Below are 14,098 nucleotides of genomic sequence, written 5' to 3'. Positions count from 1 at the left end.
AGGTTAACCCATGACTCTCCTGTCCGAAATTTCTTTCGGTCAGGCTATTCTTAATGCAATACCCCTAAGAAATATCAGACGGCATGCTCTGTTTTCAATACCAATTGTTCAATAGGTTTTGGCTCTGCGGGAGCATCTCCTACCATCGGTCCGTCGGCTGAAAGCTCGCTTCCTTCTTTTCTGGATTTGAATATTGGCCACAAAAACTGCGCATACCATTCTTCCTCCATATAATGCTTAATCCCGAAGCTCGATGGATATTTTCTGGTGATAATACCGGTACCGAAAATGATATCCCAGAGAAAAAACATATTTCCAAAATTCCCTTTGTAATACCCTACTCCATCGTCAAATGTATCCGCATGGTGGGCGTAATGGGTTGCTGGTGTGGATATTAACCTCTCCAATACCCATGCCACCGGATGCAGCACTTTGTATTTGTAAAAAGGTTTGTCCCACGGAATGCTGGAGTGAGCACCTGTTACAATCAGCGATTTTATTACCTTCACAAACAAAGCCGCATATCCCAGGCCAACGAAAGTCAGTGCAGCAGTCAGGTATGTTTGTGAGAAAAAAATCGTGTAAATGATATTCTGGCGACTCGCCATGGCCATTCCCATATAAGGTGCGCTGTGATGTGTGCGGTGAAAACGCCACAGCCAAGGCAATTGATGATGCAAACGATGATACCAATATTGCGTCAAATCGTCGGCAACGGCGATGATCGCGAATGCCCACCAGAAAGGAACCCATGAAAAGATATCCTTTTGACCCGGAAGTATTGCTGGTAACAGCAGCAAAGTATAGTACGTTACGGCTGGCTTGATAACGATTTTCGGAATAACAAAACAGGCTATATTCAGCAGGTTTTCGTTTTTCGTAAACTTGTTTTCATACAAGCCTGCAGCTAGTTCAGCCACGCCGATTGCAAGAACAATTGCTGTTAATCCCCAGGAACTGAGATTCTTAAAAACCGCCTCCAAAAACTGAGGAACTCTGAATGGGAATTCGTTGGCTCCGCTCCAGGGCTTATAACCAGTGATGTAAAAGGCTCCGAACATCAGCAGAATAGGTGCCAGGTACAGAAACACGCTGATCGTCGCGTCTCGAGTTATCCGATGGGTAAGGTTTTGTTCAACTTTCATTATTTTATTGATTTTGAAGCAATTATGGACTATTTCAATAGGTTCGTGAGCAACCATAAGCCACCGGCAATAAGCACAAAAGGCAAGGCAGTAAGAAAAATCCCGACTGCTATTTTCCTGGCAAGCAATGCAAAGTCTGAGACTGTCATTAGTACACCTTTAATATTGAATGATATTTTAAAAAAGCCGTTTTTAGCACAAAGCAGCGCTACCGTTGTATAATATACGACGTCAAAATATTTGATTGCACCAGCAATGGTATTCCCGAGGCTGCATTCCCGGAAATCTAAATCGCCAACCACCGATGATCCAGGTATTCCGGCAAGCCGTCCTACGGGAATACCATTGCATGATGCAATTATTGAATTTCGTTATGAGAATTGAAGGTCAGCAACAGCAACGCATTCGTGTGAATGCATGGGAAATGACAGGATGTACCACCCGGCTATGCCGATAAGATTTTTTTGAGCAAAGTAAATTTACAGTCTTCATATAAAATGAGCTTCTGATTTACACTTCACTTCGGGTGGTTCGAAGATTAGTCTATTAAATATATAGACAAAGTAAATTTCTAATTTTCATAATAACAAGAAAGTCGGCAAATTTCTTTTCAAAACTTATGTTCCGTGCTCGGACCCGGCCGATTTAAACACCTGTTTAAAAAATTAGTTTAACATTTTTTGGTTTTGCAATCGCTATTACAGACTTTTGCGACAGGTAATATTCGATATTAGGTCTAGTATGAAAATGCCATTACAAGGGAGTGAACAGTCATTTTCGGAAGATTTTATGAATTAAAGAACCTTCGGTAAAAAAATTTATATTACATTTAAACAAGCATTTAAAACATTTATTTAATAACTTATATTATAAACTGCAATCCTCCAATTGGCATATAAAAGTTATATTATAAATTAGGCGAACAGCCTTTTTGATGTAACCACTTGTAAAAGTCAAGATACTAAGATTTATTGGCAACAGATGAAAAAAACTGAAATACTGGCAGTGAGCCGAAACAAGAAATACTCGCCCAACCACATCGGGAACGACGAAATTATATTTGCACTGACTATCACCAAACTCGAAGAGCTAGGCTGCATGGTAAAGTTGGTCGACGAGGATGATTTCTTTGAACACGACTACAATAATTTCAACAATATTATCACGATGGCCCGTCAAAAGCAGGTCGTCAAAAAATTGCAATCGCTTCAATATCGGGGTGCAAAAGTTATCAACTCCGGCTTCAGCATTGAAAATTCTTATCGGATTAATATGCAAAAGGCGCTCGAAAACAACAATATACCTGTTCCCAGAAGTATGGTTGTTTCTACATTCTACAATGACTCGGGTGTTTTTGACGGCTTTCCGGATAATCGTTTCTGGATAAAGAGAGGAGATTTTCATGCAATGCATCGTGAGGACGTGACTTTTGTAAGCAGCAAACAGGAAGGCCACGAGATATTAAGGGAATACGGGCTGCGCGGGATTGAAGATGCGCTGATATCCGAACACTTGACGGGCGATCTGGTAAAATTTTATGGTGTATTGAATACTAATTTCTTTTTCTGGTTTTACCCTTACGACTATAAGCATCATAAATACTCCGAATATGAGTCAATTAACGGCGGTGTGGAGCATCATGAATTCAGTGAGCACCAGCTAAAAGAGACAGCAAACGCGGCAGCATTGGCCGTGGGTGTACGCATTTATGGCGGCGACGCGATTGTGGATGAAGAAGGAAATTTTAAGATTATCGATCTTAACGACTGGCCAAGTTTTGCTCCATGCCGGGACGCCGCAGCTCCCTTTATTGCTAAATCGATATATAAGGTATTTCAATAGACTGGTCTTAGAATTGTTGCTGTCTTTAAAACCCAATAAGGAATTAAGAGAATCAAGACTTAATGTTTCTGAATTAATGGTAAAATATAATTATACTGGTATTCAACCAGTTAAACAGAAACACAACACTTTTTATCCATAAAAAGCCTCCCTGATTTTCAGTAACTATTCACCTTCAAAATGGAATTTCGCTCTCCTCTTATTTGTTCCATTTCCAAGTGGGGTCTATTATAAATCTCATCCGTGACCTATTACCAACAATATATGCCTGTGGATAAGTGTATTAACTGACAAAATGATAAATACACTTCTCAATATTTAGTAACTTACCACCTGGCAAAAAGAAGAACTCAAAATCGATGAAGTCAATAATACTGGATGTAGCCGGCAGTTCAAAACTTGAAACCCTGGCCGTTGAATCTGACATTTCGTTCAGAAAATACATCGCTTACCTTGCCGAAAAAAAAGAAACCGTCAACAGCCTGCGAAAATCACTGTTTGAAGATACCTATAATAAGCTGGTGCAGGATCCGAAATTCCTGGAGAACATACTACTTAACGAGGTATCAAACTATGAAGAGCAGCTCAATCTGATATTTAACACCATCACCCCGCTCATCACCGATGAGACAAAACTTCTTTGGGCATTGAGTACGCCACTCCGTCCCGAGTTGTTTTTTGGTACGCCCGCATTCTATAATTTGGCCGCCTGCATTGACGTGAACTCGGTTCAATGCGGTTTGCTGCATACCAGTGCATTTTCGGTTAAAGAAAAACTGCAATCGATCTATTCGTTTATACTGGAAGAGTTGTACGAATTTCCGATTATTCATAAGTATGATATGATTGTTGATATGCAGTCTGACGTACCCGGACTTAATAAATATTTCCGCCTGAATGTCGACAACAGCTTTGCTTCGGTATTTCCAAAAGGGGAATTACCTGTTCTCGATCTTGAACTTGTTCGCAGGAAATTACAGGAAAGTCTGGATGTTGAGTTTTTGAGTAGTATTCTGCCACTTTCGCTCTTTCGATTTGAAGGTTTTTCTATCGTAACCCTCACCGATGTGACGACGGAAAGTGCTGTCGAAAATCTAAAGAATATTATCCTTAACAGGAATACCTATAATTCGAAGGCATATTACGGCAAACTTTCAGAATCACTGAAAATGATGGTTCAAAATCCGAAAGTGGAATTTGGATTGATGCCCATGCTGAAAGTAAACAATAAGCTGATCTTCAATAAAAGTACGATCCTGCACAGCAAACTGGTCGACGCGGCGCTCGAGGACAACCTATCTGAAAGTGCATATTTATCGTTGGCGGAAGAGTATTACAAGAATCCGAAGGTGATTTTCATGAGCAGCTTCACGGAAGAAGATGTGAAACATGACTTCATCCGTATTCTGAAAAACGACGGCGTCAAATCTTATGCCCTGCTACCCATCTTTCGGGAAAATAAGATGATGGGTATTCTTGAGCTATATGCAACGGAAGCCGATGTACTGGACGAAAAGACACTTGCTGCTGTCGCGCCAGCATTGCCGTTTATCGAACAAGTATTGACGATCAATATTGAAGATTTTCATGCTTCGCTGGAAAATGTGGTGAAGGAAAAATTCACTTCCATACAGCCAGCAGTGCAGTGGAAATTTAAGGAGGTGGCGTGGCATTACCTTCGGGATAAAACGTTGACACCCAAAACGGCCACCATTGAGAGTATCAATTTCAAAAACGTATACCCTCTTTACGGTGCAGTCGATATCCGAAACTCAACAATTGAGCGAAACCTGGCGCTACAGGTAGACCTGAAACTGCAATTTGAAGTATTGATTGAGACTTTTGCCATTCTGAAAAAAGAGCTGGGCTTTACCCTGGCCGACGAAATGGTTTTCAAATGCAAAAAATGGCTTGCGAAAATCAATGAAAACAGAATGGACAATGACGAACTTAAGGTTCGCGAATTTCTCGATCTTGAAGTTCACCCATTTCTGATACATTTTAAAGAGAATCAGGCACTTGCAAAGTTAGCGGTACTCGACAGAGGGCCTGTTGAAGAAACCTCCGACGTGGTTGTAGATGCGATAGACCGTTATCTGGAAATCACGGACGAAGAAACGGGTGAAGCGTATGCACAAAGACGTGCGCTCGAGTTGTCGATGCAAAAAGTAAACTCGGCGGTTAACCTGTACCTTGATCTTTTCAAAAACGAAATCCAAACATCCTATCCAACCTATTTTGAGAAATTCAGAACGGACGGTGTTGAATATGATATCTATATCGGCCAGTCAATTCAGCCCGACAAGCCATTTAACCAGCTGTATTTAAAGAATATACGTCTTTGGCAGCTGACATCCATGGCTGCGATTGCACGGATTACCGACTCGCTTATCCCCCAAATGGAAAAGCCACTTTTGACAACACAGCTTATATTTATCCACGCGAATAGCATAGATATCAGTTTCCGTGACGACGAGCGACGTTTTGACGTAGAAGGCTCTTACAATATCCGGTATCAGATCATTAAAAAGCGGATCGACAAGGTGCATATCAAAGGCACGGACGAGAGACTGACACAACCAGGCAAAATTGCGCTGATCTATTTCAATAGTAAAGCGGTGGAAGAGTATGTGGACTTTATAAGATATTTACAAGAGCAAAACACACTGCTGGACGATCTGGAATACCTGGATCTTGAGGATCTCCAAGGCATTACAGGCCTGAAAGCTTTGAGAATCGGCGTCAATCTGAATACCCAGTGGAACTAATATTTAACTAAACAAAGTGCAATTAATATCCTGGTTTCTATGAAATATAATCACCGGCTCGACAAAGTCAGAAATCATATACAACAGTTTTTCGCAAACAAGGACGTTACTCCACTCATTTATCACAACCTGGCCCACACTGAATTCGTGGTCTCCAGCGCCGCGAAAATTGCGAACCATTATGGACTCGATGACCGTGATTCTTTCATTGTAGGTACTGCTGCGTGGTTTCATGACACGGGATATTACAACGGACCCGCATTACGCCATGAAGAAAGAGGTGCTGATCTGGCCGCGGAATATTTGGCTCAGGATGGTATTGATAATGAAACGATTGAGGCCGTGAGAGGTTGTATATTGGCTACCCATATTCCACAAAGCCCAAAAAATTTGTTGGAACAGATCGTCGGCGATGCGGACCTTTTCCATTTTGGAACAGACGATTTTTCAAAGAAGAACAAGCTCGTCAGAAAGGAAATGGAAGTTCGCCTCGGAATGGAGATCGATAAAGACAAGTGGCGGGAAAAGACGATTTTGATGATGGAAAAGCATAGTTATCATACAGATTATTGCCGGACCATTTTAACGCCGACCAAGGAAAAAAACATAGCAAAGCTCAAAGAAAAGGCGCAGAAAGCCCCTGAAAATAAACAGGTTGAGGTAGTGGCGGAACCCGTGAAAGAACACACGCATGAGGGTAAATCTGAAGTGAAATCAGAGAGCAAGTCAGAAATTAAGTCAGAAGGGAAAAAGGACAAATCGGATAGGCCTGAAAAGGGGATCGAGACCATGTTTCGGATCAGCTCCAACAATCACCAGCGGTTGAGTGATATGGCTGACAATAAAGCACATATCATGATCACAACCACTTCCATTATTATATCGGTTCTCCTTAGTATTCTGATCAGAAAGCTGGAAGACAATTCCTATCTGATCATACCCACGACCCTTTTACTCACCATATGCGTGATTACGATGGTTTTTTCAATCCTCGCTACGCGTCCTACTATCCCGCGGGGCGTTTTTACCGAAGAAGAGATCGAGAACAAGAATGTAAACTTGCTGTTTTTCGGTAATTTTTATCGCATGCCATTCACCGATTATTCAAACGGAATGAAGGCGATGATGGCCGACCGCGACTTTCTATATGGTAGCCTTACCAAAGATGTTTACAGTCAGGGCGTGGTGCTCGGAAGAAAATACCGTTTGCTGCGTATCGCCTATAACGTTTTTATGTTTGGCATCGTCGCTTCCGTAATATCCTTTGTGATCGCATCTCTGTTTTTTGGACCATATTGAAAACCGGAATGGACGGAAAACTCTTCTTTAATCGCGATATTAGTTGGTTGTCGTTCAATGAGCGGCTCTTATCCGAGGCTGCCGACGACAGTGTACCACTCATTGAAAAAATAAAATTCCTGTCCATTTATTCTTCCAATCTGGATGAGTTTTATCGGGTTCGCATGCCGGTTCTTCAAAGAATGCAGACGGAACAAAGAAATCCGGAAGCATATCTGGAAGCTGCCAGAATCGTGAATGGACAGCAAAATCGGTATGGACGAATATTGAGAGAGCAGATTCTCCCAGAATTGATGGAGAACGGTTTTCATTTTTACTATAATGAACCAATACCCGAGCCGATCATTCCACTGATTGAAAACTACTTTTTTACGCATATTGCAGGTTTTCTGCAGCCAATTGTCCTGGACGCCAATTGTCGTTTCTTTCCCGAAAACAATCAGTTGTATCTGATTGCCATTGTTCAGAAGCCTGAAGGTGAGCAGGTGTGTTTGGTTAATATTCCGAGCAACGAATTGAAAAGATTCGTGACTTTTCCTGGCAAAAAAGGTACCCATATTCTCTTTTTGGAGGATATCATTCGCCATTGCCTGCCGTTTATCTTTCAGGATGCAATCGAGATCAAATCATATAATATAAAGATCACGCGCGATGCGGAGCTTTATCTCTTAGATGCGGACGATGACGATGTTATGGCAAAAAATATCGAAGAACAATTGAAGTCGCGCGACTACGGATTTGCCAGCCGATTTTTATATGAACCGGGTTTTCCGACCCGACACCTGCTTTTTGTAACCAGCATTCTGAATTTGCACAAAGCTTCGCAGGTTGAAGGTGGCCGATATCACAACCTGAAAGATCTTGCCTCATTTCCCGCTAATATTCCTGCGATGACCTATCCATCCTGGCCGGCTGTCGGATGCCCTGATTTTTCTCCCGGTAGACAGACGCTTTTTGAAGCCATGGAGGCATCGGATATCATGGTGCACACCCCCTATCAAAATTACGATACCATTCTTCGTTTTTTCAATGAAGCGGCGATAGATAGCTCAGTATCAGAGATATATACAACTCTATATCGCGTCGCGAGTGATTCACGTATTGGACACGCGTTGATCAGTGCAGCCAAAAATGGTAAAAAAGTGACCGCGTTAATAGAACTCAAAGCACGATTTGACGAGGCCAACAATATTAATTGGGCCAAGAAAATGAAGGCCGCTGGTGTCAAAATCATATATAGTGCTACCACGCTGAAAGTCCATGCAAAGCTTGCTTTGGTCAAAAGAAGGAATCACAAAACGAAGTATATCGGGCTTTTTGCAACCGGAAATCTCAACGAAACTACCGCCCGATTCTATACTGATCATATATTGTTGACCTCCGCGCAAGGTATGCTGCAGGAATCTAAAAATCTGTTCAACTTCCTGGCTCAAAAGAAAAAAAACCAGGATACCAAAGAACTGAATTTCGATCAATTGTTGGTTGCTCAGTTTAATCTTCACAGCCGTTTCTCGGAGCTCATTGATCGGGAAATCGAGAACGCCAAAAACGGAAAGCCAGCGGGTATATTCATCAAATTAAACAATTTAGAAGAGGAAACGCTGATACAGAAGCTCTATGAAGCATCCGGCGCCGGCGTCAACATCCGACTGATTGTCAGAAGTATATGCCGTTTAATCCCAGGTGTTCCGGGCCAAAGTGAGAACATTTCTATCAAACGTATTGTGGATCGTTATCTGGAACATGGCCGGGTTTTTATATTTGAAAATGGTGGTCAACCGGAAGTATTTATGGGCTCCGCCGACTGGATGAACCGAAATATATATCACCGCATCGAAGTTTGTTTCCCCGTTTATCAGGAAAACCTGAAAATCCAGGTTAAGCATATCCTCGAGCTACAATGGGCAGACAATGTAAAAGCTGTTTATATCAATGAACAACTTGAAAATGAGCACATTGACAACAGCAATGAGCGCATCCGTTCTCAAGAGGCGATTTATGATTACCTCAAGGAAATTGCACGGTCATGCCATCACGAACTCTCGACCACAACTTTATGAAAGCAATTTACACAGCCCTTATAATATTGATAATCAGCACGGTCGGCGCGTCCTGTAACCCAAAAAGCCAGGAGCAGGAAAAGGAGCTGAAGGAATATGACTTGAGCAAACCCGACGAATTTAATATGCCTGAAAGCTTGTTTGAAATCTCAGGAATTACTTTCAATCGGGGGAAGAACGACACCATATATGCAGTTCAGGACGAAGAAGGGAAGTTGTTCAGGTTACCATGGAATGTCAAGACGCAATACCATACCAAATTTGGTAAAAAAGGTGATTATGAGGATGTAAGTATCATTCGCGATCAAGTATATATTCTAAAAAGTAATGGCAATATTTTTTCTTTTCCTTTGACTCAGGCTACCTCAGATGAGCCGGCTGAAGTAAAAGAGTTTGACAAAATCTTACCCAAAGGAGAATATGAAGGCATGTTTGGCGACGAGAAATCAGGACAAATTTTCGTCGTATGTAAAAATTGCGCTGACGATAATTCAAAAAAACTGGTAAGTGGGTTTGTGCTAAACCCTGAGGCTAACCTATCCACTGTGCAGACTTTCAGTATCAATGTTGAGGAAATAGAAGCTTTTAACAAAAAGTCAGGGAAAGTGTTCAAGCCGTCGGGTATTGCTCTTAACCCCATTTCAAACGAATGGTATATCATTTCGGCCGTAAGCAAATTACTGGTGGTAACTGATAAAAACTGGAAGGTTAAAGGAGCATATCATTTAGGTGGCGGAGCCTTCACGCAGCCAGAAGGTATCGCTTTTGACAAATTGGGGAACTTATACATTTCCAACGAGGGGGATGATATTTCGGAAGGGAATATCCTGAAATTTCTGAGGCTCAAATAATTAACGAAAACGCACGACTCCGCTCCAATACAACAGTATTGCCTGCCAGATCTGACACTCCGATGAAGATACTTTTACAGATTTTACTATTCGCAGCCACCACCATATCCATCTGGTCATGTGCCAGTTATAAAACTCAGTATTCGAAAGAAGCAAAAAACTGGCAGTCAGAATCCCCGGACCCCAAACTGGTTTTAAAGCACACCATGTATCTCATTGGCGACGCCGGAAACGATTCTCCGGAACATCCAGCGCCCGTCCTTGAATATCTAAAAATGAAATTGGCAACGGAGCCGAAAGCCAGCTCTGCACTTTTCATGGGCGACAATATCTACGAATATGGCATGCCGCCAGCCGAGGACAGCGCGAAACGGAAAGTCGCGGAATACCGTATTGATTCCCAACTTGAAACCCTGAAAGATTTTAAAGGAAGGCCGATTTTTATGCCCGGTAATCACGACTGGCGTGGGTGGGGCGTTAAAGGATTGAAACGGCAGGAAAAGTATATCCAGAAATATCTCAATGGAAACCGGGGAGTTAAAGACAAGGAACAATATGAAGACTATTTCTTACCTAAAGATGGCTGCTCCGGACCGGAAGTCGTAGAACTAAATGATAATGTGGTAGTTATCGTGGTAGATTCGCAGTGGTGGCTTACTGATTGGGACAAAGATTCGAGAATCAACGAGGGATGCGAGATTAAAAACAGAGAACAGTTCGGGTTTGTTTTTGAAAATGTGATCCGGAAATACCGGAACAAAAATGTGGTGATCGCTATGCACCATCCTTCTTATACCTATGGTCCGCATGGAGGTAAATATACAGCCAAACAGCACCTGTTCCCATTGACTGAAATGAATCCGAAATTGTGGATTCCGCTACCGGTTATAGGAACGTTGAGTGCTGTTTTCAGAGGAACGATTGGCTCACGCCAGGATATCGCTAACAGGCATTACAAAGACTTGCGGAAAGTGATTTTAGCCGGTGCGAAGAAAAACGGAAATTTCATTTTCGCCAGCGGACATGAGCATACGCTCCAGTTTATTGAAAATGATGAACAGGAATTCATTGTAAGTGGCAGCGGTTCGAAAAACAGTCCGGTTGGAATGGGTAAGGGTTCCCAATTCGCGACTACTGATTTAGGATTCAGCACGTTGAGCTTTTACGAAGGTGGCGAAACCTGGGTAAAATATTGGAAAGTGAGTCCTGATGGAAAGTCGGCCGAGATCATTTACCAGAAAAAAATAGACAAAAAACCGCCCCTTCCCCCTGTCGACAGTACGATCAGTTTCGCGGAATATGAACAAAAAAAGGATTCTGTTCTGCAATATGTAACCAAGGAAACGAAGGCAGTTGGTGGCTTTCATAAATTCTTTTTGGGAGAGCACAACCGCCCTTTGTATATCCCCAAATATTACTTCCCGGTGCTGGATCTTGCAAAGGCCAAAGGTGGTTTAGTGGCCACCAAACAAGGCGGCGGAAACCAGACCAATTCATTGAGACTTGAAGCCAAAGACGGCAGGGAATATGTATTACGGGGGTTGACCAAAGACGTTTCGCGCTTCCTGCCGTTTCCTTTCAATAAGATGATCGCAGCGCAATATATCGCCGAAGACAACTTCCTGTCAACCAATCCATTCGCTCCGCTGAACATGCCGGTGTTAGCCGATGCGATCAGCGTATATCATACCAATCCCTCGCTGGTTTATGTCCCTGCCCAGCCGGGGTTGGGATCATTCAATTCCATTTTTGGTGGTACGATGAATCTTTTTGAAGAACGACCAGACGGAAAAGTCTGGAAGGATGCAGCTTTCTTCGGAAATCCGGACAAGATCACTAAAACTCCTGATTTGGTGGAAGAAATGCTGGACAGCCCGGATACCAAGATAGACGAGCCGTGGGCATTACGAACCCGATTGCTGGACTTTCTGGTAGGCGACTGGGACCGGCACGATGACCAGTGGGCGTGGTCTGTTCTTAAACAGAAGGACGGCACAAAGCTCCATCGCCCCATCCCGCGCGACCGCGATCAGGCGTTCTCGGATTACGACGGTCTGGTCGTTTCTGTAGCGCATTTTACCATGCCATTTTTGCGCCAGCTTCAGAGTTTCAATCCCGACGTTAAGAACATGAAATGGAATACATGGAGCGCCCGGCTTTATGACAGGACATTTTTAAATAGTCTGGATTGGGCTGCGTGGGAAAAAGAAATCGATTTCGTACAGCAAAATTTGACCGACGAAGACATTGAAAAATCCTTTGAAAAATGGCCGGCCGAAGCAAGGAAAATGGCCGCTCCGTTTCTGATCAAAAGTATAAAGTCCAGAAGAGACAAACTGAAAACACTCGCCCGTGAGCACTATGAGTTTTTGAGCAAAACAGTGAATGTGATAGGAACAGAGGAAAAAGAGCGATTTGTCGTAGAACGAATTGACAATCAGCATACGAAGGTAACGGTATACGAGATTTCGAAGAAAGGGAATATCAAATCGACTCATTTTCAACGCGTTTTTGAAAACAAATTAACCAATTCCGTGAACCTTTACGGCAATGGGGATGATGATGAGTTTTTGGTTAAAGGTGACGTCAATAAAAGCACCAAAATCCGCATGATCGGTGGGTTGGGAAAAGATGTTTTCGTCGATAGCTCGAACGTACAATCACCTGGTGGAAAGGCCTTTGTATATGACGACTTAGGAAAAAATACGATTCAAAAAGGGCCTGACACCAAAGACAAGCGTACGAATCTATATCGTTTCAATGTATATGATCGACGGAGTACAGATAGCAATTACGATATCACGATGCCTTTGCCGATCGTCGGATACAACCCGGACGACGGAGTAGTGATCGGGGCGAACGCCAACTATATCAAATATGGGTTTAAAAAAGAGCCATATGCTTCCCGTCAGATTTTTGGGGGTGCATATTCGTTTGGCACAAGGGCCTTTCGAATCAATTATACCGGGGATTTTATCAATGCATTTAAGGCTTTTGATTTTTATCTCGATAGCTATTACCACGGTCCGTCGTTTACATTCAACTACGCCGGTTTGGGCAACGAATCGGTTCGTCCCGTCGACGATCCCAACTATTACCGTGCGCATCAAAGCTCGGTATATATATATCCCGCCATTAAAAAGCGATTTGCAGGCACAAGTGGTTTTATGACATTAGGCCCATTTGCACAGTACACTGATCTGGAGGCGACCTCAGGAAGGTACATCACTTCACCCGAAAACGGTTTGAAAGGTGATGTATATGAGTCCAAATTTTTCACTGGTGCTAAATTTCTCTTTGACTTCAACAGCGTCGATAATCTGTTTTCCCCACACGCTGGTATCAAATTCCGGACAGAAGCAGCTTGGACCAAACATTTGGAAACCAACGAAGATTTCACCTCGCTCCGTGCTCAATTTTCCTATTACATCGCACTCGACAGCAAAGAAAATCTGATCCTCGCTACCCAAATCGGCACTGGATTAAATTTTGGAAAAGGATTTGAATTTTTCCAAATGCCAACACTGGGTGGCAAACAAGGTTTAAGAGGATACCGTACGGAAAGATTTTACGGAAAGAGCTCTTTGTGGCACGACACAGATTTGCGACTTCGCCTGGGAAGCAGCTACAACCCGACTTTACCCCTCACCTACGGCCTTTTCGGAAGCTTCGATTATGGTCGCGTGTGGCTTGAGGAATACCCTTCAAAAAACTGGCACTTCAACTACGGCGGCGGCGTTTGGTTTGCTCCGGTAGATATACTTACGCTTGCTGTCGGTGCATTTATTCCGAAAGAAAGGAATGAGGAAAAGCCCCGGATTTCGTTTCAATTGGGGTATTGGTTTTAGTGATGAGTTGTTTTTTAAACGCTGAGTTATGGGAGGGGCACGCCCAGTGTTGGGCGCGGAGTTTCGCTGAATTCAATGTAATGGCACGTTCAGGTAGAAAGTCCATTACATTTTGACCATTGATATATCAACTGGACTTGAATCAAACCAACTCACACACCATGAACAACCAAAACAAAAAAAGTAGACCTATATATCGAGAAATCAGAAGAGTTTGCAAAGCTAATTTTGGAATATCTAGGGGCCATTATCCTGGAAACATGCCCTGATGTTTGAGAGGATATT

General features: G+C 42.8%; 8 protein-coding genes. 6 read left to right on the top strand and 2 right to left on the bottom strand.

The window, feature by feature from the left end:
* Positions 1-74 precede the first annotated feature (74 nt).
* Together AC1XUD_RS01985 and AC1XUD_RS01980 are read right to left on the bottom strand one after the other, a co-directional pair.
* A complete protein-coding gene (locus AC1XUD_RS01985; protein WP_483359263.1) occupies positions 75-1,145 on the bottom strand; it encodes a sterol desaturase family protein in 1,071 nt (356 codons plus the stop codon).
* A gap of 29 nt (positions 1,146-1,174) precedes the next feature.
* Positions 1,175-1,447, bottom strand: coding sequence for a hypothetical protein (locus AC1XUD_RS01980; protein WP_483359262.1), 273 nt, complete (start codon positions 1,445-1,447; stop codon positions 1,175-1,177).
* 679 nt (positions 1,448-2,126) lie between these two features.
* Between AC1XUD_RS01980 and AC1XUD_RS01975 the strand changes: the two genes are divergently transcribed.
* The 6 genes from AC1XUD_RS01975 (at position 2,127) to AC1XUD_RS01950 (ending at position 13,813) form a co-directional block, all read left to right on the top strand.
* Positions 2,127-2,987 (top strand): hypothetical protein, encoded by an 861-nt coding sequence (locus AC1XUD_RS01975; protein WP_483359261.1) that lies wholly within the window; start codon positions 2,127-2,129, stop codon positions 2,985-2,987.
* Between the two features lie 359 nt (positions 2,988-3,346).
* A complete protein-coding gene (locus AC1XUD_RS01970) occupies positions 3,347-5,755 on the top strand; it encodes a GAF domain-containing protein (RefSeq protein ID WP_483359260.1) in 2,409 nt (802 codons plus the stop codon).
* 39 nt (positions 5,756-5,794) lie between these two features.
* Positions 5,795-7,054, top strand: a complete 1,260-nt coding sequence (locus tag AC1XUD_RS01965) for a Pycsar system effector family protein (RefSeq protein ID WP_483359259.1) — start codon at positions 5,795-5,797, stop codon at positions 7,052-7,054.
* An 8-nt stretch (positions 7,055-7,062) separates the two neighbouring features.
* Positions 7,063-9,114, top strand: a complete 2,052-nt coding sequence (gene ppk1 / locus AC1XUD_RS01960) for a polyphosphate kinase 1 (protein ID WP_483359258.1) — start codon at positions 7,063-7,065, stop codon at positions 9,112-9,114.
* Positions 9,111-9,965, top strand: a complete 855-nt coding sequence (locus AC1XUD_RS01955) for an SdiA-regulated domain-containing protein (protein WP_483359257.1) — start codon at positions 9,111-9,113, stop codon at positions 9,963-9,965. Before ppk1 ends, AC1XUD_RS01955 begins: the two co-directional genes overlap by 4 nt.
* 62 nt (positions 9,966-10,027) lie before the next feature.
* Positions 10,028-13,813: a metallophosphoesterase gene (locus AC1XUD_RS01950; protein ID WP_483359256.1), complete on the top strand. Its 3,786-nt coding sequence runs from the start codon at positions 10,028-10,030 to the stop codon at positions 13,811-13,813.
* Positions 13,814-14,098 lie beyond the last annotated feature (285 nt).

The sequence above is a fragment of the Dyadobacter sp. HNCC25DJ184 genome, from assembly GCF_056895215.1.
The sequence above is the reverse complement of the archived record's forward strand: the minus strand, read 5'-3'. Positions and strand labels throughout refer to the sequence as shown.

Bases quoted from the DNA above. Each gene is read 5' to 3' on its own strand.
- AC1XUD_RS01985 (WP_483359263.1), bottom strand. From the start codon at position 1,145: ATGAAAGTTGAACAAAACCTTACCCATCGGATAACTCGAGACGCGACG.
- AC1XUD_RS01975 (WP_483359261.1), top strand. From the start codon at position 2,127: ATGAAAAAAACTGAAATACTGGCAGTGAGCCGAAACAAGAAATACTCG.
- AC1XUD_RS01970 (WP_483359260.1), top strand. From the start codon at position 3,347: ATGAAGTCAATAATACTGGATGTAGCCGGCAGTTCAAAACTTGAAACC.
- AC1XUD_RS01965 (WP_483359259.1), top strand. From the start codon at position 5,795: ATGAAATATAATCACCGGCTCGACAAAGTCAGAAATCATATACAACAG.
- ppk1 (WP_483359258.1), top strand. From the start codon at position 7,063: ATGGACGGAAAACTCTTCTTTAATCGCGATATTAGTTGGTTGTCGTTC.
- AC1XUD_RS01955 (WP_483359257.1), top strand. From the start codon at position 9,111: ATGAAAGCAATTTACACAGCCCTTATAATATTGATAATCAGCACGGTC.
- AC1XUD_RS01950 (WP_483359256.1), top strand. From the start codon at position 10,028: ATGAAGATACTTTTACAGATTTTACTATTCGCAGCCACCACCATATCC.